Below are 20,914 nucleotides of genomic sequence, written 5' to 3'. Positions count from 1 at the left end.
CCAGCAGTTGGTTGACCTGGCGTTGGGCGTCGTCGCCGAGGTCGTCGAGGGTGGTGGCGGCGGTGGTGTAGGCATCGGCCATGCGCCGCATCGCGGTCTCGTCGCCCTCGGGCCAGTCACCGGCCCCGACGACGTACTTCGCGGCCCACTGCAACGCCTCGGGAATCTCGATGCCCACCCCAGAACCCTCCACTCCGCCCGGCCGGCAAGAACATACCTACGCCCTCTTAGACGCAATGAACCGGGCCGCGGTTCCGCCGGATGTGGATCGAATTCGGATGACGGAGTCACACCCACGGCGCGTCATCCCGGAATGTCGTGCCTACCTCCGGATACGCCGCGCAGACCTGGATTCGGCGTCGACCACTGGCTACCCTCGGTAGTGCCGACGGGATGGGAGGAACCGATGGCACACACAGGGGAAAGGACTCGACGAGCACTGTCGATAGCGATCACGGCGCTCGTGGGGATCGTCGCAAGTGCATGCCTGTCCGCACCCGCGCCGTGCGCGTGCCAACCGCCTGAACCGGATTGGTCGTCACTGCCGCCGCCGAAACCCGAGCCACCGTTGCCCGCAGGCGGATATCCGGTGGTGGTGCACGATTGCGCGACGACCGTGTTGGAGGAAACCAACCAGCATCCGGACCGATTCGCCGACGTGCACGCGATCAGCATCAACCGGACCCACGAATCCGCGCCCAGCGCGGCGGAGGTCTATGTGCACGCGACGCAACACCCGCTCGTCTTGGTGCTGACCGACCGCACATCCATGTCCTGGCGCCTGCATGCCGACCCGGGCGTGCAGATCGCCTTGGTAGTGATGAACACCGACATGTGGCATGAGCTCGACGTCGGCGGTCTCACCCAGGTCGACGACCCTCGAATTACCGACCCGGATGACTGGCCGGACCTATCCGACCCAGCGCTGGCCGCTCTTGCCGCCACCCCGCCGAGCACCCGAACCTCCTGCGACACAGCGAGCCTGTTCTCGATTCGCACCGATCACTAGCCGCGCGAACGAGAAAGCCACCGACGTCTGCGAACGACACCGGTGGCTCCATCCGAAAAGATCAGCCCTGGTACGTCAACCGAACGTCCGCCAGCACGGGCGCATCATCACGCTCCACCACGCTCGCCCCGATGATCAGCTCACCGTCACCCCGCCAGATCCGGGTGCGGATGGTCTCGCCCGGGTACAGCACGCCGGCGAAGCGTGCCCGGAAACCGGTCACGCGGGAGGCGTCGGAGTCCAGCACGGTGTCGGTCGCCGTCTTGCAGACGATGCCGTAGGTGCACAGGCCGTGCAGGATCGGGTTGGGGAACCCTGCGGCGCGGGCGAATTCGGGATCGGAGTGCAGAGGGTTGCGGTCGCCGAGCATCCGGTAGAGCAGGGCCTGCTGCGGGAGGGTCGGCGTGGTGACGTCGAAATCGGGTGTGCGGTCCGGCAATTCGGATTTGGTGCTCGGTCCGCGTTCTCCGCCGAAACCGCCCTCCCCCTTGGCGAAGATGGACGATCGGTCCGTCCACAGGGGTGCGCCGTCGGAACCGATGACGGTGTATTCGCGCACCACCACCGCCGCCGAACCCTTGTCCCAGATCTCGGTGATCCGACCCCTGGCGGTCGCCTTACCCGACGCGGGAATCGGCCGATGCACCTCGATCTCCTGGTGGCCGTGCACCACCTTCGCCAGATCGATGTCGATGCCGGGGTAACTGACCTTCGGCGGCTCGGTCTCGTGCAGGGTCGGCGCGACGGTCGCGAACGTCGGCAGCACCTTCGGGGTGCGGTCGTCGAGGTAGCGCAGTTCAGCGGGATCGGTCCAGCGCGCGCCCGCGCCGAGGCCGAGCTGATACAGCTGGACGTCGGACGCCGTCCACGCGAACTCCCGGCTCGGCAGTTCGGCGCCGAGCGCGATCTTCGGGTCGATGGGCATCAGTTCTCCTTGTGCATGATTGTGGACAAATGGGTGCCGACGTCTCCGTCATCCTGCCGAGCGGGAGCGGTCAGCGGCACCGGATCGCCCGCTTCGTGGGACGCGCTCTCGGCCGAACGCAGTGCGCGGGCAGAGCGCCGAGCCCAACTGATCCGGCACCCGGCCCGCCGCATCATTACGCCTCGGCCGACGCCTGCGCCGACTCCGCCTTCTTCTTCTCCGCGATATCCAGCACCGCCAGGTACCCGAAGGTGATCGCGGGCCCGATGGTCGCGCCCGGTCCGGCGTAGGTGTGGCCCATGACCGGCGTCGAGCAGTTGCCGGAGGCGTACAGCCCTTCGATCGGCGTGCCGTCTTCGCGCAGCACCCGTCCGGCCGTATCGGCCACCAGACCACCCTTGGTGCCGAGGTCGCCCGGCACGATCTTGGCTGCGTAGAACGGGCCCTGGACCAGCGCGGCGAGGCACGGGTTCGGTTTGACGGTCGGGTCGCCGTAGTAGCGGTCGTAGTGGCTGTCGCCACGGCCGAAGTCCTCGTCCTTGCCGGTGTCGGCGAAGCTGTTGAACCGCTCGACGGTGGCGGTCAGGTTGTCGGCGGGCACACCGAGCTTCTGGGCCAGCTCCTCGATGGTGTCGGCCTTGACGATGAAATCGTTTTCCATCCAGCGGGACGGGAACCGCTGGCCGGGCTGCAACCCGGCGAAGATGTAGCGGTTCCGATAACGCTGGTCGAACACCAGCCAGGCGGGGATGTTCTCGCCCGGACCCTCACCCTGACCGTATTCGCCGCCGTACATGGTGTGCACAGCCTCGACGTAAGGAGCGGACTCATTACCGAATCGCTTACCGTCGGCGTTCACCATGATGCTGCCGGGCAGATTGCGCTCGGCCAGTGCGAACCACGGCTTACCGCCCTTGAAGACCGTCGGACCCCACCAGGCGTCCTCCATGAATCCGATCGCCGCGCCCGCGTCCATACCCGCGACGATGCCGTCACCGGTGTTGGCCGCCGCACCCGTGGTCCACTCGGTGGTGATGGGCTGGCGCTGGTACTTGGTGCGCATCTCGGCGTTGTGCTCGAAACCGCCGCTGCCGAGGACGACGCCGTGGCGCGCGGTGAAGGTGACCGGCTTGCCGTCCTGGAGGGCCTCGACGCCGGTGACGACGCCGTCGGTCACCACGAGCTTGGTCATCGGGGTGTTCAGCAGCAGGGGAACGTTCGCGTCCATGAGCCCCTTGCGCATGGCCGCCATGATCGCCTGGCCCATGACCAGCAGATGCTTGCGGGTGAACTTGGCCCAGTAGGTGCGCGCGCCGACGCGCATTGCGCGCATCATGCCCTTGGGGTGGCGCTTGATCAGGTTCAGCCGCACGAAGTCTTCCTGCATGACGGCGACGTTGAGCGGCGCCTTGGCGTACGGCGGTTCGAGGTTGAACCGCTCCTCGCCGAGGACCATCGCGTCGAACGGCTTGGGTTCGCACGAGCGTCCCTCGCCTTTGCCGCCGGGCGCCTCGGGGTAGTAGTCGGAGTAGCCGGGCACCCACTTCAGCTTCAGCGGCGTGTGATCGAGCACGAAGTCCAGCGCTTCCGCCCCGCGGTCGATGTAGGTGTCGATCCGCTCCTTCGGCACCACGTCGCCGATGATGCTGTGCAGGTACTTGCGCGCCTGCTCGCGATCGTCCGGCCGGCCCGAGGCCAGCAGCGCCTTGTTTCCGGGAACCCACACTCCACCACCGGAGCGAGCGGTGGATCCACCGTAGTGTGCGGCCTTTTCCAGGACCACCACGCTGAGCCCGTGGTGGGCGGCCGTGAGGGCGGCGGTCATTCCGGCGGCGCCACTACCGACCACCACCACATCGTATTCCCGATCAGTCATGTAGAACACGTTATAGAATCTTCGGTTGTTAATCCATTGGTTGGTGCGTATACCTTGCTAATCAGGGGTAAACGCAGCAGTCTTATCGTCAAGGAAACTCGTTCCAGTTTGGTGGCGAGTTCCGATGTGGAGCCGAACCGGAGTGGAGTACATGAGCCTCGATTGGGACCTGACCGCCGACGTCGTCGTCATCGGTTTCGGGGCTGCGGGGGCCTGCGCGGCACTGGAAGCCGCGGCCGACGGGGCGCAGGTGCTGGTGCTGGAACGATTCACCGGCGGCGGCGCCACGGCGCTGTCGGGCGGGATCATCTACGCCGGAGGCGGTACCTCCGTGCAGCGTGAAGCCGGTGTGCGCGATACCCCCGAGGCGATGCTTGCCTACCTCGAACGCGAGGTCGGCGATGCGGTGCGCCCGGAGACGCTGCGGCGTTTCGTCGACGAAAGCCCCGCCATGATCGACTGGCTGAAGGGCCACGGCGTCCCGTTCGAGGCCTCGCTGTGCCCGTACAAGACCTCCTACCCGAACGACGACTACTACCTCTACTACTCCGGCAGCGAGATCTCCGGCGCCTTCGCCGACATCCCCGCAGCTCAACGCGGGCATCGGGTGCACGGACGCGGGGTGTCCGGCAAGAAACTGTCCGAGCCGCTGGCGACCGCCGCATCGAAAGCGGGAGTCCGGGTCGAAACGCTGACGCAGGCCACCGAGCTGATCACCGACGACACCGGCGCCGTCATCGGCGTCGAATGCCGGACCCTGCGCGAGGCGCCCGGCCGCGTCCGCGACCGCTACGCCCGGATGGCGAAACTGGCCGCCAAGCCCGGCATCTACTACCCGCCGCTGCGCCACGCGCTGGACAAGCGCCTGGCCAAGATGGACGAGCGCTACCAGACCACCATCCGGGTGCTGGCCAGGCGTGGCGTGATTGTCAGCGCGGGCGGTTTCATCGCCAACCGCCAGATGGTGGCCGAGCACGCCCCCGCCTACACCGGCGGGATGGCGCTGGGCAGCAGCGCCGACGACGGCAGCGGCATCAAGCTGGCCCAGCGCGTCGGCGCCGCCACCGACCGGATGGGCAACGTCTCGGCCTGGCGGTTCCTGCTGCCGCCGAGCGCGTTCACCGGCGCCATCCTGGTCGACGGGCAGGGGCGCCGCGTCATCGACGAAACCCGCTACGGCGCCGCCGTCGGCAACAAGCTGGTCAACGAGCACGGCGGCATCGGCTGGCTGCTCGCCGACGAACCGCTGATGCGCACCGCGATCCGCCAGATCGGCGCCCAGGGCACTTGGTTCCAGCGCGCCCAGTTCGAACCGCTGCGGCGCAGCGCCAAACGCGGCGCCACCATAGAACAGGTCGCGGCCAAGGCGGGCATCGACCCCGCCGGACTGCGCGCCACCGTCGACGCCTACAACTCCGCGATCGACGCCGGCGCCCCCGACCCGGTCGGCAAACCGGCCGAGTACACAACCCCGCTGCGCACCGGACCGTTCTGGCTGCTCAACGTCTCCATCCGGCCGAGCGTGATCAACCCCTGCCCGATGTTCACCGTCGGCGGTGTGGTCGTCGACGAGGACACCGGCGCGGTGCGCTCCACCGACGGCACCGATATCCCCGGCCTGTACGCGGCCGGCCGCACCGCCGTCGGCATCTGCTCGGACTCCTACGTCAGCGGGCTGTCGCTGGCCGATTGCGTGTTCTCCGGCCGCCGTGCGGGACGGTCGGCGGCGGGAGTGCGCACGGCACAGCGTGATACGGCGACAGCGGAAAGGAACCACTCATGAGCGGAAACGCTTCTGAGACATACGAATCCCTCATGTGCGGTCGGCGAGGCGGCACGGTGCAGAGCCCCGCTCATGAGAGAAAGGAACACTGACGTGCTGTCCGATGCGGTACGAACCGAACTGGCCGACGAACTCGAGCGCGCCGAACGCGACCGGGTCGCCATCGACCCGCTGGTCGCGCGGCATCCCGATATCGACGTCGTCGACGCCTACGAGATCCAGCTGATCAATATCCGGCGCAGGCTCGACTCCGGCGCGCGGGTGGTCGGCCACAAGGTGGGCCTGTCGTCGAAGGCGATGCAGCAGATGATGGGCGTCGACGAACCCGACTACGGGCATCTGCTCGCGGAAATGGAAGTCTACGAAGACGTTCCGGTCGAGGCCGATCGCTACCTGTTCCCGCGGGTGGAGGTGGAGGTCGGGTTCATCCTCGGCGCCGACCTGCCCGGCGCGGACTGCACCGAAGAGGACGTGCTCGCCGCCACCGTCGCCTTCGCGCCGTCCATCGAGCTGATCGACTCGCGGATCAAGGACTGGAACATCGGCCTGGCCGACACCATCTCCGACAATGCCTCCTCGGCCGGCTTCGTGCTCGGCAAGGAGCGGGTCGCGCCCAAGGACATCGACATCAAGTCGATCGACGCGGTGCTCACCCGCAACGGCGAGGTCGTCGCCGAAGGCCGCAGCGACGCGGTACTCGGCGATCCGGTCATCGCGGTGGCGTGGCTGGCCCGCAAGGTCGCGAGCTTCGGGGTCCGGTTGAAGGCGGGCGATGTGGTCCTGCCCGGTTCCTGCACGCGCGCCATCGACGCGCGTCCCGGAGATGCTTTCCATGCCGAGTTCGCCGGACTCGGTTCTGTCCGTTTGCAATTCACGTAGGAGGTACGTCGTGTCCGAAGGGACCGTCACCGCCGCGATCGTCGGGTCCGGCAACATCAGCACCGATCTGCTGTACAAACTGCTCCGCTCCGAGCACATCGAGCCGCGCTGGATGATCGGCATCGATCCCGACAGCGAAGGCTTGAAGCGCGCTCGCGGGCTCGGCCTGGAAACCTCGCACGAGGGTGTGGACTGGCTGCTCGGCCAGTCCGAACTGCCCGACATGGTGTTCGAGGCCACCTCGGCGTACGTGCACCGCGAGGCCGCGCCGAAGTACGCGGAGAAGGGGATTCGCGCCGTCGACCTCACCCCCGCCGCCGTCGGGCCCGCCGTGGTGCCGCCGGTGAACCTCGGGGCCAATATCGACGCGCCGAACGTCAACATGATCACCTGCGGTGGTCAGGCCACCATCCCGATCGTCGCGGCCGTCTCGCGCGTGGTTCCGGTGCCCTACGCCGAAATCGTCGCGTCGGTATCGTCGGTGAGCGCCGGTCCCGGTACCCGCGCCAATATCGACGAATTCACCAAGACCACCAGCCGTGGCGTGGAGACCATCGGCGGTGCGCAGCGCGGTAAGGCCATCATCATCCTGAACCCGGCCGAGCCGCCGATGATCATGCGCGACACCATTTTCTGCGCCATCCCCGACGACGCCGACACCGACGCGATCGCCGACTCCATCCACCGGATGGTCGCCGACATCCAGCAGTACGTCCCCGGCTACCGGCTGCTCAACGAGCCCCAGTTCGACGAGCCGTCGGTGGTGTCCGGCGGCATGGCGAAGGTCTCGGTCTTCGTCGAGGTCGAAGGCGCGGGCGATTTCCTGCCGCCCTACGCGGGCAACCTCGACATCATGACCGCCGCCGCCACCAGGGTCGGCGAGGTCATGGCCAAGCAGATCGCCTCGGCACGGGTGTAAGGAGCGTTTCCCATGGCTTTTTCAGCTGAACTCGATATTCGCGTCACCGACACCTCGCTGCGTGACGGGTCCCACCACAAGCGCCACCAGTTCACCGCCACCGAAGTGCGCGACATCGTCACCGCGCTCGACGGCGCCGGTGTGCCGGTCATCGAGGTCACCCACGGTGACGGCCTCGGCGGCTCCTCGTTCAACTACGGGTTCTCCAAAACCCCTGAGCAGGAACTGATCACCATCGCGGCCGAGACCGCGAAGCAGGCCAAGATCGCGGTGCTCATGCTGCCCGGCGTCGGCGTCAAGGAAGACATCAAGATCTCCCAGGACAACGGCGCCAGCATCTGCCGCATCGCCACCCACTGCACCGAGGCCGACGTCTCCATCCAGCACTTCGGGCTCGCCCGCGACCTCGGGCTGGAAACCGTCGGCTTCCTGATGATGTCGCACACCCAGCCGCCGGAGGCGCTGGCCAAGCAGGCCAGGATCATGGCCGACGCCGGCTGCCAGTGCGTGTACGTGGTGGATTCGGCCGGCGCGCTCGTGCTCGAGCAGGTCGCCGACCGGGTCTCCGCGCTGGTCGCCGAACTGGGCAACGACGCCCAGGTCGGCTTCCACGGCCACGAGAATCTCGACCTCGCCGTCGCGAACTCGATCTACGCCATCCGCGCCGGCGCCACCCAGATCGACGGCAGCGCCCGCCGCTTCGGCGCGGGCGCGGGCAACACTCCGGTGGAGGCGTTGGTCGGCGTCTGCGACAAGCTCGACATCAAGACCGGCATCGACTTCTTCGCCATCGCCGACGCCGCCGAAGACGTCGTCCGCCCGGCCATGCCCGCCGAATGCCTGCTCGACCGCCAGTCCCTGATGATGGGCTACGCGGGCGTGTACTCCAGCTTCCTGCGCCACGCCGAACGCCAGGCCGAACGCTACGGAGTCTCGGCCGCCGAAATGCTCGTCCGCGCAGGCAAGCGCAAGCTCGTCGGCGGACAGGAAGACCAGCTCATCGACATTGCGCTGGAACTCCAGCGGGAACAGACGCCAGTCACCGCCTGATTTTCGCCACAACGGGCCGCGAACGATCCCCTCCGTTCGCGGCCCGTTCGCGTGTGCTCTGGATCGAGGCGCCGGAGGCTCAATGCCATGATTTTGCTAGAATCATGGCATGACGATGTTCCAGGTCAGTGACCTTGCGGGAGCGCGGCGCCGCGAGTTCCTCGATGAGGCGAAACGTTCGTCGGCGTCGCTACGTGACACCGATGGGTCGGTGCTCGTCATGCTCGCAGCCCAGCGCATAGCTGCGCTTCACGAAGCGGCGGCGGTCACTCAGCAACTGTTCACGGCCGAGGCGGTGCTCGCCCGGACCGATTCGCCGACTCCCGTCGAACTCGGTGGGCTGGCGTGGTTGTCGGAATTCGATGCAGACGACCGGGCGGAGGCCCTGGAAGAGATTCGCAATGCGGTGGTGCTGACACTGACGTCGGAAGATCCCACGCCACTGCGCGAAGCATTGCACGCCTGGGTGACAACCGCGTCCGTCATGCGCGACCCGATGCGCCGTGCCGTGCATACCGGCCAAGCCGACGAATCCGATTTCGTAGAGGTGGATGCTCCGCGGTCGAGCGGCGATGACTGAGCGCGATCCCCGGCCAGGTGCATACCGGCCATTTGTCGCTGCGCGTTCGCCAGGCGGTAGACCTGCCGCCAAGCCGGTCTACCGGGTTCTTGTTCACCGTCAATATCTCGACGCCTGGAACGGGCTCGCAGACAAGGTCGGGCTGACGTCAGCACGGCAGTTCTGGGACCATGTGTCGTTCACTCCTGGATCGCCGCCCGCTGTCGGGTCGTCCACCGTGCTTCGCGGCAAGAACCACGGCCCGAAATGGGAAGGTTACTCACGGACGATCCACTACGAGATCAGCGGAGCTGGACGTATCGACTACCAGTACTGCAACGCCACCCGCGAAGGTGGACAGGGAGATCCGCACCCGGTCGTCAAAATCCTCACCATCGACCTCGGCAGCCATTGATGGTCGAGCCGGACGTGTCACGCCACTCAGTGACCGATGCACGGACCGAGATCCGCCTCGCGATGGCTCTCGCCGAGGCGGTCTACCGTCGGCGCATTGATCTCAGGCTCGCACAAGCTGAACTCGCTGATCGCGCTCGCCTCACCCGGGTTGAAATTTCCAGGATCGAGGGCTCCGACGCCACGTTATCGCTGCCACTGATGATGGTACTGGCGCGGGCTCTCGAGGCGTCGCTGCGCGTTTCGATCGATGATGACAATCCGCAAGTCAGCTTTGTTCCGCACGTCGATCCCGTGTAGAGGTACTCAGTCCGGCCGCAGCACGAGGATGCCCGGCGTCGTGCGGACGTAGTCGAGGAATGGCGTATCGACGACTTTGTTGTCGGCGGGCAGGGATGAGGCGTTGCGGAAGACAGGCCCGTTCGGGGTGGAGACGAAGATGCCGACGTGGGTGACGTCGAGGCCGGGTTGGTCGGCGTAGGCGCCGATGTAGTCGCCGGTGCGCAGGTTGGCGATGACGGCCTGGTCGACGTTGGCGCTGGGGATGTGCGTGATGGCGCGGTCGACCACCGGGAGGCCGGGGAGGTAGGTGGTGCCGTCGGCCTTCGCGTTGAGATGCTTGGTGGTGGTGACCGCGGCGGGGGTGAGGGTGGCGGTGATGTCGGTGGCGGCGGTGCGCTCGGTGTGCGCCCAGTCGGTGAAGAAGTGTTTGCGGTGGGTGAATTCGACGCGTCCGCCGGTGTAGCGGGTCTCGATCAAGTTCGCCACGAACTCCTCGCGCGTGGTGCTGCGGCTGAGAGCCTCGACGTAATCGAGGTAGGTGAAGCAGTCGACGCGTCGGACGTCGACCACCAGCTGCTCGGGTTCGGTCGCCGAACCGATGAGCATGTTCGCGCCGTAGGGCGTGCCGAGGAAATGCCGCGACAGCAGCTCGATCAGCTCGCCCTTGCTCTGTGTCGCCGCACCGGCCCGCACGGCCAGCAGTTCGTCGATCCGGCCAGCGGTGACGTCATCGATGGCAGGTGCGGCGGCCGCGCCGGGGATCAGCGCTATCGGCCCGCAGGCGAGGGCCAGCACAAGCAGCAGCGCGCGGACGATGATGCGCAAGTCGCCTCCCGGGTCGGTGCAGCACGAGGTCGATACCCACGGTAGACCTCGCGGCTGCTCTGAACCGGGGAACTGTCGGCGATATCTGCGTCACCAGGCTGACTGCGCCGGAATCCACCAGGTGACCCTACGTGACAGGGTGTCAGGTCTCGGGATCAATGAACCCGAGGTATATCTATTGCTATACTTTGTCCGTGACAGAGGGCGAGTGGGAGATCTACGTCGTCGATGAGGTGCGCGAATGGATCGACGGCCTCGAGCCCGGCGCGCACGCTCGAGTTGTCCAGGCGTTGGACGCGCTGGCCCAGGGTGGGCCGGGTTTGGGCCGTCCTCTCGTAGACACGATCGCCGGCTCGGCGTTGAAGAACCTGAAGGAACTTCGTCCGGGAACGACGAGGATCCTGTTCGCATTCGATCCGTGGCGATCGAGCATCCTGCTGGTCGCAGGAGACAAGAGGGACCGTTGGAGCGAGTGGTATGAGGAATCGATTCCGCTGGCCGAGCGGCGCTACGCGGACTATGTGAAATCCCGTGTGGAGGAAGATGCGTCATGACTGAGTACACACGTTGGAAGGACATTCGCGCCGAGCATGTCGAGCGTGCCGGTGGCGAGGCTGCGGTGGCGGCTGGGAGAAGGGAACTGCTGGCCGAGGTTCTCGGTGAGCGTCTCGCCGAGATCCGGCGCTCGAGGGGGCTGACCCAGGAGCAGGTAGCTGAGCGGATGGGCGTGACGAAGGGTCGCGTATCCCATATCGAGCAGGGCGAGATCTCGGGCCAGGAGGTGCTCACTCGATATGCGGCTGCCCTTGGCGGAGAGTTGCACCAGGCGATCTACTTCGACAATGGTGACATTGCCGCAATCGCCTGATTGCTTGGCTCGACGGTCTTCGGCCGGCACCGATACTCACCCCGAACACGACAATGCCCGGCCGGTTGCTGCGATCCCGGCCGGGCAGGACGCGGAGGGGTTCCGCGTGGTCGTGGACCTACAACCAGGTATCCAACGTGGTCGTGGTCAGGAAATGCTCCAGATCCGCCCGCCACGGCGCCGGGACCGTCTTCTCCGGTTCGATGGCGGTGTATTGCCCGCGGTAGAACAACAGCGGCCTGCCGGAGGTGGTCGACTCCGACAGGGCCAGCACACGGCCGATCACGATGTGGTGATCGCCGCCGTCGACGACGCGGTCCACCGAGCACTGGATGGTGGCCAGCGCGTCGTCAAGGAGCGGTAGCTCCAGATCCGAGGTACGCCAGGAGGTTTCGGCGAACTTGTCGGGTTCGCGGGAACCGAAGCGGGCGCACAGTTGCTGCTGTTCCTCGGCGAGGACGTTGGCGCAGAAACGTCCGTTGCGTTCGATCGCGGCCCACGACCGCGAGCCCTTGGTGGGGCAGAACAGCACCAGCGGCGGGTCGAGGGACAGGGCGGCGAACGACTGGCAGGCGAACCCGATCGGCGCGCCTTCGTCATCCATCGTGGTGATGACGGTGATGCCGGTGCAGAACTGCCCCAGCACATTCCGGAACTGGCGGCCGTCGATCTCCGGATAATCCTGCGTGGTCACTTCCGCCCCGTCGCTCATCGCTATTTCATCCCAACCGTGAAGTCGTGGCCCCACAGCGAGACCGCGGTGGATTCCCGCGCGATCCACGAGTGATCGTCGACTTCCAGACCTTCACAACCGAATTCGATATCGAATCCGCCGGGGGTCTTCATATAGAACGACAGCATCTTGTCGTTGATGTGGCGGCCGAGGGTGGCCGACATCTTCACCTTCTTGCGCATCGCGCGGTCCAGGCACAGGCCCACGTCGTCGGAGTTCTCCACCTCGAGCATGAGGTGCACGATGCCGGTCGAATTGGGCAGCGGCAGGAACGCCAGCGAATGATGGCGCGGATTGCAGCCGTAGAACCGCAGCCACGCCGGATCGCCGTCGGCCGGGCGCCCGACCATCTGCGGGGGCAGCCGCATCGAGTCACGCAGCCGGAAACCGAGGACGTCCTGGTAGAACGCCTGCGCGGCGGCGTCGTCGGTGCAGGTCAGCACCACATGGCCGAGGCCCTGCTCTTCGGTGACAAACCTGTGCCCGTACGGGCTGACGAACCGGCGGGCCAGATACTGCGCCCCGTGGAAGGCCTCGAGGGAATTACCGGAGGGATCCTCGAACCGGATCATGTTCTCGACCCGGCGCTCGGCGAGCTCCTCCTTGGTGGCCTCTTTGAACGGCACACCAGCGGCGGACAGTGTTTCCCGAAGTTCTTGCAGCGCGGGCGCGTCGGTGACTTCCCAGCCGGAGACCTGCAACCGGTCCTTCTCGCCGGGAACGATCACCAGCCGCGCCGGGAAATCGTCCATGCGCAGATAGAGATTGTCCGGGTTGGGTCCGGGGGCCTCCATCATGCCGAGCACCTTGAGACCGTATTCGCGCCAGGCCGCCATATCGGTGGCCTCGATGCGCATGTATCCGAGTGCGCGAATGCCCATGGCTATTTCACCCCGTTCAGGAAATCGGTGGCGAGCCGGTTGAATTCGGCGAACTTCTCCAGCTGCGCCCAGTGCCCGCAGCCACCGAACACGTGCAGCTGCGCGCGCGGGATCTGCTTCAACGCCACCAGCGCGCCGTCGAGCGGGTTGACCCGGTCCTCGCGGCCCCAGATCAGCAGCACCGGCTGACGCAGCTTGTAGGCGTCACGCCAGAGCATGCCCTTCTCGAAATCGGCACTGGCGAACGACTTGCCCATCGCCTTCATCGCGGCAAGCGATTCCGGAGTACCGGCCGCGGCGAAACGCTCGTCGATCAGCTCGTCGGTGACCAGCGACTGGTCGAACACCATGATCCGCAGGAACGCCTCGATGTTCTCGCGCGTCGGCTCATAGGTGAATTTCGACAGCAGCCGCACACCCTCGGTGGGGTCGGGGGCGAACAGGTTGGTGCTCAGTCCACCCGGACCCATCAGGACCAGCTTGCCGGCGCGGTCGGGGTAGTCGAGCGCGAACCGCACCGAGGTGCCGCCGCCGAGCGAATTGCCCAGCAGATGCACCCGATCGGTGATGCCGAGGGTGTCGAGCAGATCCTTCAGTGCCGACGCGCTGTGCGCGAAGTACTGCGGATGCTCGGTCGGCTTATCGGACTTGCCGTATCCGGGCTGGTCGACGGCGATGACGTGGAAGTCCTGCGCCAGCACCGGGATATTGCGGGAGAAGTTCGACCACGACGAGGCGCCGGGCCCGCCGCCGTGCAGCAGCACGATCGTCGGACCGTTGCCGACGCCCGCCTCGTGGTAGTGCAGTTTCAGGTCCGGCCGCACCTGGGCGAACCGGGAAGTGGATTCGTAGGTGAGTTCCACGGTCGAGGTCACTGTGTCTCCTGTGGTCGTCACACCATGGTGTCGGTGACGGGCAGGCCGAATTCGCCCGCGCCGTACACCATGTAGGCCCGCTCCGGATCGTTGGCGGCGTGCACCCGGCCCGCGTGCGCGTCACGCCAGAACCGTTGCAGCGGTGTGCCGTTGGCCAGTGCGGTGGCGCCGGAGCTCTCGAACAGCTTGTCGATCGAGGCGATGGCGCGGCCGGTGGCGCGCACCTGGTCGCGGCGGGCGCGCAGGCGCAGATCGAACGGGATCTCCTCGCCGGCCAGCAGATGCGCGTACTCCTCGGCGACATTGCCCGACAGCTGCCGCCAGGCGGCGTCGATATCGCTGGACGCCTCGGCGATACGCACCTTGGCGAACGGATCGTCCTTGGCCTTCTCGCCCGCGTAGGCCGCACGCACCCGCTTGCCCTGGTGTTCGACGTGGGCCTCGTAGGCGCCGTAGGCCATACCGACGATGGGGGTGGAGATGGTGGTGGGATGGATGGTGCCCCACGGCATCTTGTACACCGGATCGGTGTTCTGCTCGAGGCCGGGCGAGGCCAGGTCGTTCATCGTCTTGTAGCTGAGGAACCGGTGCCGCGGCACGAACACGTCCTCCACCACCAGGGTGTTGGAGCCGGTGCCGCGCAGGCCGACGACGTTCCAGACGTCATCAATGCGGTATTCCGAGCGCGGGATCAGGAAGCTGCCGAAATCGACCGGACGGCCGTCCTTGATGACCGGTCCGCCGACGAAGGTCCACTCGGCGTGGTCGGAGCCCGACGACCAGGCCCATGAGCCGCTGACCCGGTAGCCGCCCTCGACGACGGTGCCCGCACCCATCGGGGCGTAGGAGGAGGAGATGCGGATGTCGGTGTTCTCGCCCCACACGTCCTGCTGGGCTTGCTGCGAGAACAGCGCGAGGTGCCAGTTGTGCACGCCGATGATGCCGGCCACCCAGCCGGTGGAGCCGCAGGCGCTGGCGATCTTGCGGACGGTGTCGTAGAAGATCACCGGGTCGGCGGCGTACCCGCCCCACTGCTTGGGCTGCAGCAGCTTGAAGAAGCCGGTCTCTTGCAGCGCCTTCATGGTCTCGTCGGGGATGCGCCGCAGGTCCTCGGCCTCTTGTGCGCGCTCGCGCAGCATCGGCAACAGCGCTTCGACCCGTTCGGTCACTTCTTGCGTCATTTCCGGACCTGCTCCTGCCTTGGTTGGTAACCGGTACTCATTTGTCTCTGAGACTAGAACACGTTCTTATTTCTGTCGAGAACCGGTGTTCATTACCGGCTTCGACACGGCATGCGCAGGAAGTAGCCGCTATCGCTGGCGTGGAACGCGACATTTTTGTAACGTGTTCTAGTGAAGAAGGAGGAATCGCGATGGCAATAACGCCACAGGGGAGCGGTACGAAGGTCAGAGAGATCGATGTCGGCTCGGCACCCTCTCGGTACGCGCGGGGATGGCATTGCCTGGGCCTGGCCAAGACGTTCCGCGACGGCAAGCCGCATTCGGTCAACGCCTTCGGCACCAAGCTCGTCGTCTGGGCCGACACCGCCGGCGAACTGCGGGTGCTCGACGCCTACTGCCGGCATATGGGCGGCGACCTGAGCATGGGCGAGATCAAGGGCGACGACATCGCCTGCCCGTTCCACGACTGGCGCTGGGGCGCGAGCGGCAAATGCACCTCGATCCCGTACGCGCGCCGCGTGCCACCGCTGGCCCGCACCAGGAAGTGGACCACCCTCGAGCGCAACGGCCAGCTGTTCGTCTGGCACGACCACGAGGGCAACCCGCCGCCGCCGGAAGTCACGATTCCCTACATCAAGGGCACTTACACCGACGCCGACGGCAACCCGCTCGAGGAACTGAACCCCGAGTGGACCGAGTGGACCTGGAACTCGCTGCTGATCGAGGGCGCCAACTGCCGCGAGATCATCGACAACGTCGTCGACATGGCGCACTTCTTCTACATCCACTTCGCCTTCCCGACCTACTTCAAGAACGTCTTCGAAGGTCACGTCGCGACCCAGTTCCTGGAGACCAAGGGCCGCCCGGATGTGGGCGTCGCGGCCAAGTACGGCGGCGACAACCTGCTGAAGTCGGAAGCGTCGTACTTCGGTCCGTCCTACATGATCAACCCGCTGGTCAACATCTACGGCGGCTACGAGATCACGGTCAACCTGATCAACTGCCACTACCCGGTGACCCACGATTCGTTCGTGTTGCAGTGGGGGCTCAGCGTCGAAAAGCCCAAGGGCCTCGACGACGCCACCGCGGCCAAGCTCGCCAAGAGCATGACCACCTTCTTCGGCGACGGCTTCTTGCAGGACGTGGAGATCTGGAAGCACAAGTCCAAGGTCGAGAACCCGCTGCTGTGTGAGGAAGACGGCCCGGTCTACCAGCTGCGCCGCTGGTACGAGCAGTTCTACGTCGACGTCGCCGACGTCACCGAGAAGATGACCCAGCGCTTCGAGTTCGAGGTCGACACCACCAAGGCCAACGAGGCCTGGGAGGCGGAAGTGGCCGAGAACCTGCGGCGCAAGCGTGAGGCCGAGGCCGCCGAAGCGGAATCGAGCGCAGCGGAGGCGGGTGTGTAATGACCGCGACCTGGGCGAAAGCACCCGACTTCGCCGACCAACCGGCGCGGCGTGCCGCGGTGGCCGCCCAGACGGTCGTCGACAGGGCCAGGTACCTGGAGGAGGGGCTGACTCCACTGCGGTGCCACACCTGCCGAACCGAGGTGCTGGTGCGCAAGAGCAGTTCGCACCAGACCTCGATCCAGTGGACCGGCGACCCCGCCGCCCACTGCCCGGTCTACGCCAGGCTCGCCGAGCAGGGCGCGGGCCCGGGCCGACCGGAATCCTGCGCCGATCTCGAACGCACCATCAAATGGGCGGTCGACGAAGGGGTGATCGACATCGCCGAGTAGTGGTCGGTGATGAGGACGGGGCGAGGAGTTACTCCTCGCCCCGCCGTCGTTTTCGGCCGCCTGTCGCGCCTGGCAACACCATCCCGGCCGGTGGACGGGCGGTCGCATCGTCACCGAGCGTGTTCGTCTTCAGCGGGCGCCGCTCAGCTGAACGGAGTCTGCGGCCGTTGCTGCAATTCGCCGTCGATGTAGATGTCGACCTTCTCGTTGTAGAAGCAGGCCAGGCCGGCGATCTTCTGACTCTCGGCGACCGGGGTGCGGTAGATCCACACCAGGTCGCGGTGCTCGGTGTCGCCGATGCGGATGTTCCAGTAGTCGGCGGTGCCCTTGTACGGGCAGCGGCTGTGGGTGTCCGACGGGTGCAGCAGGTCCATGCGGACGTCGGTCAGCGGCAGGTAATACCGTGCGGGCAGGCCGGTTTCGAACAGGATGCGCGGTGCCGTCGAGTCGGCCACGGTGACGCCGTCCACCTCGACGCGGATGTGGCGTGAACTGTTGAGGATGTCGACCCGGGAGTACGGGTCGCGCGGGTGGACGTAGATCGGCTCGTCTTCTTCGAACCATTCGTCCATCGCGTTCCAGTCCAGCCGTACCAGCTCGCTCAGCTCGGGTGAGCCCAGGTAGCGCGTCGCCGCGCCGGGCACGATGGCGCCGTCGACGACCACGTCGTAGCCGGTGCCCTCACCGCGGTGGATGGATTCGCGGACACTGCCGTTGGGCTCGAGTTTCGCGCGCAGATCGGCGACCGGAATGTAGTAGGTGGGGTAGTAGGGGATCTCCCAGACCAGGGACGGCCGAGTGGTGTCGGCGACGAGCTTCCCCCCGAAATAGACCCGCACCCGCTTGTGACACGGCTCGATCCTGACCTGTTCCCGCTGCGCTTTGGTCATATCTGCGACGCTACCCCGCCCGGCATCGACGCAGGTAGGGGTAGGAAGCGAACAGGCCCCGCCGGGTGGGCGGGGCCTGTGGATCGGGCGAACGAGATCGTCAGTCGCCGACGGTGATCGCTTGCGCCTCTTCGACGCTGTGCGGTGCGGGATCGTGATCGTCGATGTGGGCCAGCGCCGAACGTCCGCCGAACAGCACCAGCACGGCGACGGCGGTACAGGCCGCGCCCACCCAGAACGGCAGCGCGGTGTTGTGCTCGCCGAGCTTGCCCGCCAGCCACGGGGCCGCGGCGCCGCCGGCGAAGCGGACGAAGCTGTAGGCGGCCGAGGCGGTGGAGCGTTCCACCGGCGCGGAGATCATCACGGCCTCGGTGATCAGCGTGTTGTTCACGCCGAGGAACAGGCCCGCGAGCACCACGCCGACGATCAGCACCGGCTTGTGTTCGGCGAACATGGCCATCACCGCGAGGTCGGCGGCGAACAGGGCCAGCGCCAGGCCCATCATCGGCAGGGTGCCGAAGCGGCGCTGCAAGACCGGAGCGAAGTACACCGACGCCACCGCCAGCATCAGGCCCCAGCCGAAGAAGATGAATCCGATCGCGTAGGTGCCCATATCCAGCGGGAACGGGGTGTAGGCGAGCAGGGTGAAGAAGCCGAAGTTGTAGAACAGCGCGGTCAGGCTCACCGTCAGCAGGCCGCGGTGACGCAGCGCCTTGAACGGCGCGGTGATCGAGGTCGGCTTGGCCGGCTTCGGGGTCTCCGGCAGCAGCACCACCAGCGAGATGAACGCGATGGCCATCAGGACCGAAACGCCGAAGAACGGCCCACGCCAGCTGATTCCGCCCAACAGGCCGCCGACCAGCGGTCCGGTCGCGATGCCGATGCCGAGCGCGGCCTCGTAGAGGATGATGGCGCGCGCCACGCCGCCGCTGGCCGCACCGACTATGGTGGCCAGGGCCGTCGCGATGAACAGGGCGTTACCCAGACCCCAGCCCGCCCGGAACCCGACGATCTGCTCAACCGTGTTCGACATACCGGCCAGCGCCGCGAACACCACGATGATGGCGAGCCCGGCCAGCAGCGTCTTCTTCGCGCCGAACCGGCTCGACACCACACCCGTGATCAGCATGGCCACACCGGTGACCAGCATGTAACTGGTGAACAGCAGCGACACCTGCGACGGCGAGGCGTGCAGCTGCTCGCCGATCGGCTTGAGGATCGGGTCGACCAGGCCGATGCCCATGAACGCGATGACGCTGGCGAAGGCGACGGCCCATACCGCCTTGGGTTGCTTGGTCTTTTCCGGTGTCGCGGACGCGGCGCTGTGCGTCCTGGTCACAGTTGTCATCGGTTCCCTCGGTGTCAGTTCGTGCCGGGCGCTTCGGTGGCTTTGAGCGCGTCCAGCAATTCGGTGAGTTCGGCCTCCAGCCGGATCAGTCGGTCGGTGTCGTAGCCGGGCAGTCGCGCGGCGAGCGCGGTGCCGAAGGCTCGGCGGGATTCGATCAGCCGGTTGCGTCCGGCCGGGGTGAGGGCGACGACCACGGCCCTGGCATCGTCAGGGTCCTTGTGCCGGGTGGCGTATCCGTCCGCGACCAGCTTGCCGATCAGCGCCGTTGCCGCCGGTTGTGAGCATCGATCGATGCGGGCGAATTCGCTGACCCGTAGTTCACCGTGCTCGTCGAGCACCGACAGTGCCCGCAGTTCCGCGCGCGGTGGAAGGGCGTCCCCACTGATCACCCCGGCCAGCCGAGTCAGCCGAGCGGCGTTGACCACGAGATCGACGACGATGTCCTCCGCGGAAACCAGGTCGCTCTGCTGCACCTGGATATTATTACATAGGCTAACTATCTATTGGTGGTGAAATGAGTCACCGGCCTGGCTCGGCCATGGAAGGCGGGTCCCGCCCGACGTGAGAGCCCATGGGTTCGCACCGCCTGCCCGCCCTCTGGTACAAGCCTCGCCAAGTCGGGCCGAGCCGATCCGGGCCGGGCCGGGCCGAGCTGAGCCGGGCCGGGCTTTAGCCGGGCAGTGCTGCGCTGAGCCGGGCTGAGCCAGCTGCCCCTCGCCGCGCGTGCCATGGGCCTCGAACACGACTGCCCGGCCGCGCATGGAACGCGGCCGGGCAGACGGTGAGGGTTGCGGCTAGGCCGTCTTGGGCAGCGGACGCCGCGGTGTACCGAACAGCAGCGCATCACCGTGGGCGCGCTTGAAGTGCAGGTGCGCGTCGTGTTCCCAGGTGATGGCGATGCCGCCGTGCAGCTGGATCATTTCGGCGGCCACCGTGGAGTAGGCCTCGGAGCAGTGGCGGCGCGCGACCCAGACGTCTTCAGCGGCCGACGGGCTGTCGGTGCCGACGGCGAGGGTGGCGGCGTAGGAGGTGGACTTGGCGGATTCGACCAGCACGTACATGTCGGCCATGCGGTGCTTGAGGGCCTGGAAGCTACCGATCGGGCGGCCGAACTGGACTCGGGATTTCGCGTACTCGACCGTCGTGTTCAGGCACTGTTCGGCCGCGCCGACCTGCTCGGACGCCAGTGCCGCCCAGGCGATTTCACGCAGCCTGGTGATGATCGGCGCCGGATCGCCGGTGCCGAGCCTGCGTGCGGTCACGTCGGTGAACGTGATCTCACCGAGCTTGCGGGTCGGGTCCATGGTGGCCGATGCGCGCCGTTGCACACCTGCGGCCGCCGGATCGACCTCGAACAAGCCGGTCTCGGTGACCACGATCAACGTGTCCGCATGGGCGGCGTCGACCACGTAGTGCGCGGTGCCGCTCAGGGATTCACCCTCGGCCCGCACGCCGAAGCTGTCCCAGCCGTCGGCCCCGGCCCAGCACACCGCGAGTGTCCTGGTGCCCTCGGCGACCTCCGGCAACAGCCGCTCGCACGCGTCCGAATCACCGGACAGCAACACCGCCTGCGCGCCGAGCACGGCGGATCCGAGCATCGGCACGCCCGCCAGCGACCGGCCCAATTCCCCGACCACCAGCAGCGATTCGACCAGGCTCGCGCCGAATCCGCCGAACTCCTCGGGAATGGCCAGTGCCGCCACCCCGACCTGCTCGCACAGCGTCCGCCACAGCGCGGCGTCGTAGCCGAGTTCGCTGTCGAGCCCCTGCCGGTCGACCGCGGGTCCGCCCCTGCGAGCGACCGCCCCGCGCACTGCCGCGACGAGTTCCTGCTGTTCCGCGGTGATCACGCGATTCCTCCGTTCTGGATGGCCGG

The 20,914-nt window shown here is 66.8% G+C and carries 23 protein-coding genes; 12 read left to right on the top strand and 11 right to left on the bottom strand.

The features are described 5' to 3' along the window. Positions 1-589 precede the first annotated feature (589 nt). Complete coding sequence (locus FEK34_RS03250) at positions 590-1,009, top strand: hypothetical protein (protein WP_138446320.1); 420 nt, start codon at positions 590-592, stop codon at positions 1,007-1,009. A gap of 61 nt (positions 1,010-1,070) precedes the next feature. Here the strand turns inward: FEK34_RS03250 and FEK34_RS03245 are convergent, their stop codons facing one another. Together FEK34_RS03245 and kstD are read right to left on the bottom strand one after the other, a co-directional pair. Continuing rightward, positions 1,071-1,934 carry a MaoC/PaaZ C-terminal domain-containing protein gene (locus FEK34_RS03245; protein WP_138446319.1) on the bottom strand — a complete coding sequence of 288 codons (864 nt, stop codon included), beginning with the start codon at positions 1,932-1,934 and terminating at the stop codon, positions 1,071-1,073. Between the two features lie 175 nt (positions 1,935-2,109). Then, positions 2,110-3,819: a 3-oxosteroid 1-dehydrogenase gene (gene kstD / locus FEK34_RS03240; RefSeq protein ID WP_171048012.1), complete on the bottom strand. Its 1,710-nt coding sequence runs from the start codon at positions 3,817-3,819 to the stop codon at positions 2,110-2,112. A gap of 142 nt (positions 3,820-3,961) precedes the next feature. Between kstD and FEK34_RS03235 the strand changes: the two genes are divergently transcribed. From FEK34_RS03235 to FEK34_RS03205, 7 genes are all read left to right on the top strand, one after another. Further along, entirely contained in the window at positions 3,962-5,593 is a 1,632-nt protein-coding gene (locus FEK34_RS03235; RefSeq protein WP_138446317.1) for an FAD-binding protein, read from the top strand. A gap of 93 nt (positions 5,594-5,686) precedes the next feature. Next, a complete protein-coding gene (locus FEK34_RS03230) occupies positions 5,687-6,472 on the top strand; it encodes a 2-keto-4-pentenoate hydratase (RefSeq protein WP_138446316.1) in 786 nt (261 codons plus the stop codon). Positions 6,473-6,482: 10 nt separating this feature from the next. After that, positions 6,483-7,391: an acetaldehyde dehydrogenase (acetylating) gene (locus FEK34_RS03225; RefSeq protein WP_171048011.1), complete on the top strand. Its 909-nt coding sequence runs from the start codon at positions 6,483-6,485 to the stop codon at positions 7,389-7,391. A 12-nt stretch (positions 7,392-7,403) separates the two neighbouring features. Then, complete coding sequence (dmpG, locus tag FEK34_RS03220; protein WP_138446314.1) at positions 7,404-8,441, top strand: 4-hydroxy-2-oxovalerate aldolase; 1,038 nt, start codon at positions 7,404-7,406, stop codon at positions 8,439-8,441. A 109-nt stretch (positions 8,442-8,550) separates the two neighbouring features. Then, positions 8,551-9,021: a hypothetical protein gene (locus FEK34_RS03215; RefSeq protein WP_138446313.1), complete on the top strand. Its 471-nt coding sequence runs from the start codon at positions 8,551-8,553 to the stop codon at positions 9,019-9,021. Further along, a complete protein-coding gene (locus tag FEK34_RS03210) occupies positions 9,014-9,415 on the top strand; it encodes a hypothetical protein (RefSeq protein WP_138446312.1) in 402 nt (133 codons plus the stop codon). The genes FEK34_RS03215 and FEK34_RS03210 overlap by 8 nt, the downstream gene beginning before the upstream one ends. Next, a complete protein-coding gene (locus tag FEK34_RS03205) occupies positions 9,415-9,714 on the top strand; it encodes a helix-turn-helix transcriptional regulator (RefSeq protein ID WP_138446311.1) in 300 nt (99 codons plus the stop codon). The genes FEK34_RS03210 and FEK34_RS03205 overlap by 1 nt, the downstream gene beginning before the upstream one ends. Before the next feature lie 6 nt (positions 9,715-9,720). On the opposite strand, the gene FEK34_RS03200 is transcribed toward FEK34_RS03205, so the two are convergent. Next, positions 9,721-10,521, bottom strand: coding sequence for a DUF1460 domain-containing protein (locus FEK34_RS03200; protein WP_138446310.1), 801 nt, complete (start codon positions 10,519-10,521; stop codon positions 9,721-9,723). Positions 10,522-10,715: 194 nt separating this feature from the next. Between FEK34_RS03200 and FEK34_RS03195 the strand changes: the two genes are divergently transcribed. Then, entirely contained in the window at positions 10,716-11,075 is a 360-nt protein-coding gene (locus tag FEK34_RS03195; RefSeq protein ID WP_138446309.1) for a type II toxin-antitoxin system RelE/ParE family toxin, read from the top strand. Further along, positions 11,072-11,389 carry a helix-turn-helix domain-containing protein gene (locus FEK34_RS03190; protein WP_138446308.1) on the top strand — a complete coding sequence of 106 codons (318 nt, stop codon included), beginning with the start codon at positions 11,072-11,074 and terminating at the stop codon, positions 11,387-11,389. The genes FEK34_RS03195 and FEK34_RS03190 overlap by 4 nt, the downstream gene beginning before the upstream one ends. A 118-nt stretch (positions 11,390-11,507) precedes the next feature. On the opposite strand, the gene hsaB is transcribed toward FEK34_RS03190, so the two are convergent. The 4 genes from hsaB to hsaA are packed head-to-tail and all read right to left on the bottom strand — an operon-like array spanning position 11,508 to position 15,059. Beyond that, the gene (hsaB, locus tag FEK34_RS03185) at positions 11,508-12,101 is read right to left on the bottom strand and encodes a 3-hydroxy-9,10-secoandrosta-1,3,5(10)-triene-9,17-dione monooxygenase reductase subunit (protein WP_138446307.1); all 594 of its coding nucleotides are present in this window, start codon (positions 12,099-12,101) and stop codon (positions 11,508-11,510) included. A gap of 2 nt (positions 12,102-12,103) precedes the next feature. Beyond that, positions 12,104-13,003: an iron-dependent extradiol dioxygenase HsaC gene (gene hsaC / locus FEK34_RS03180; protein ID WP_138446306.1), complete on the bottom strand. Its 900-nt coding sequence runs from the start codon at positions 13,001-13,003 to the stop codon at positions 12,104-12,106. A 2-nt stretch (positions 13,004-13,005) separates the two neighbouring features. Further along, positions 13,006-13,878 (bottom strand): 4,5:9,10-diseco-3-hydroxy-5,9,17-trioxoandrosta-1(10),2-diene-4-oate hydrolase, encoded by an 873-nt coding sequence (hsaD, locus tag FEK34_RS03175; RefSeq protein ID WP_138446305.1) that lies wholly within the window; start codon positions 13,876-13,878, stop codon positions 13,006-13,008. Between the two features lie 17 nt (positions 13,879-13,895). Next, entirely contained in the window at positions 13,896-15,059 is a 1,164-nt protein-coding gene (gene hsaA / locus FEK34_RS03170; RefSeq protein WP_138446304.1) for a 3-hydroxy-9,10-secoandrosta-1,3,5(10)-triene-9,17-dione monooxygenase oxygenase subunit, read from the bottom strand. Positions 15,060-15,250: 191 nt separating this feature from the next. On the opposite strand from hsaA, the gene FEK34_RS03165 reads away from it, so the two are divergent. Beyond that, entirely contained in the window at positions 15,251-16,468 is a 1,218-nt protein-coding gene (locus FEK34_RS03165) for a Rieske 2Fe-2S domain-containing protein (protein ID WP_138446303.1), read from the top strand. After that, positions 16,468-16,800, top strand: a complete 333-nt coding sequence (locus tag FEK34_RS03160) for a hypothetical protein (RefSeq protein ID WP_138446302.1) — start codon at positions 16,468-16,470, stop codon at positions 16,798-16,800. Before FEK34_RS03165 ends, FEK34_RS03160 begins: the two co-directional genes overlap by 1 nt. Before the next feature lie 143 nt (positions 16,801-16,943). On the opposite strand, the gene FEK34_RS03155 is transcribed toward FEK34_RS03160, so the two are convergent. The 4 genes from FEK34_RS03155 to FEK34_RS03140 all read right to left on the bottom strand — a co-directional run bounded on the left by FEK34_RS03155 (position 16,944) and on the right by FEK34_RS03140 (position 20,888). Then, on the bottom strand, positions 16,944-17,690 hold the full coding sequence (locus FEK34_RS03155; protein WP_138446301.1) for a DUF427 domain-containing protein: 747 nt from the start codon (positions 17,688-17,690) through the stop codon (positions 16,944-16,946). Between the two features lie 100 nt (positions 17,691-17,790). Next, a complete protein-coding gene (locus tag FEK34_RS03150) occupies positions 17,791-19,038 on the bottom strand; it encodes an MFS transporter (protein ID WP_138446300.1) in 1,248 nt (415 codons plus the stop codon). Between the two features lie 14 nt (positions 19,039-19,052). Beyond that, positions 19,053-19,511, bottom strand: a complete 459-nt coding sequence (locus tag FEK34_RS03145) for a MarR family winged helix-turn-helix transcriptional regulator (RefSeq protein ID WP_138446299.1) — start codon at positions 19,509-19,511, stop codon at positions 19,053-19,055. Positions 19,512-19,832: 321 nt separating this feature from the next. Beyond that, a complete protein-coding gene (locus FEK34_RS03140) occupies positions 19,833-20,888 on the bottom strand; it encodes an acyl-CoA dehydrogenase family protein (protein WP_138446298.1) in 1,056 nt (351 codons plus the stop codon). Between the last annotated feature and the right edge of the window lie 26 nt (positions 20,889-20,914).

Source organism: Nocardia cyriacigeorgica (assembly GCF_005863245.1).
Lineage (GTDB): Bacteria > Actinomycetota > Actinomycetes > Mycobacteriales > Mycobacteriaceae > Nocardia > Nocardia cyriacigeorgica_C.
The sequence above is the reverse complement of the archived record's forward strand: the minus strand, read 5'-3'. Positions and strand labels throughout refer to the sequence as shown.

Coding starts and splice junctions, on each gene's coding strand:
- FEK34_RS03155 (WP_138446301.1), bottom strand. CDS start 17,690: ATGACCAAAGCGCAGCGGGAACAGGTCAGGATCGAGCCGTGTCACAAG.
- FEK34_RS03165 (WP_138446303.1), top strand. CDS start 15,251: ATGGCAATAACGCCACAGGGGAGCGGTACGAAGGTCAGAGAGATCGAT.
- hsaA (WP_138446304.1), bottom strand. CDS start 15,059: ATGACGCAAGAAGTGACCGAACGGGTCGAAGCGCTGTTGCCGATGCTG.
- FEK34_RS03205 (WP_138446311.1), top strand. CDS start 9,415: ATGGTCGAGCCGGACGTGTCACGCCACTCAGTGACCGATGCACGGACC.
- FEK34_RS03245 (WP_138446319.1), bottom strand. CDS start 1,934: ATGCCCATCGACCCGAAGATCGCGCTCGGCGCCGAACTGCCGAGCCGG.
- FEK34_RS03150 (WP_138446300.1), bottom strand. CDS start 19,038: ATGACAACTGTGACCAGGACGCACAGCGCCGCGTCCGCGACACCGGAA.
- FEK34_RS03215 (WP_138446313.1), top strand. CDS start 8,551: ATGACGATGTTCCAGGTCAGTGACCTTGCGGGAGCGCGGCGCCGCGAG.
- FEK34_RS03160 (WP_138446302.1), top strand. CDS start 16,468: ATGACCGCGACCTGGGCGAAAGCACCCGACTTCGCCGACCAACCGGCG.
- FEK34_RS03190 (WP_138446308.1), top strand. CDS start 11,072: ATGACTGAGTACACACGTTGGAAGGACATTCGCGCCGAGCATGTCGAG.
- hsaC (WP_138446306.1), bottom strand. CDS start 13,003: ATGGGCATTCGCGCACTCGGATACATGCGCATCGAGGCCACCGATATG.
- FEK34_RS03210 (WP_138446312.1), top strand. CDS start 9,014: ATGACTGAGCGCGATCCCCGGCCAGGTGCATACCGGCCATTTGTCGCT.
- FEK34_RS03235 (WP_138446317.1), top strand. CDS start 3,962: ATGAGCCTCGATTGGGACCTGACCGCCGACGTCGTCGTCATCGGTTTC.
- hsaB (WP_138446307.1), bottom strand. CDS start 12,101: ATGAGCGACGGGGCGGAAGTGACCACGCAGGATTATCCGGAGATCGAC.
- dmpG (WP_138446314.1), top strand. CDS start 7,404: ATGGCTTTTTCAGCTGAACTCGATATTCGCGTCACCGACACCTCGCTG.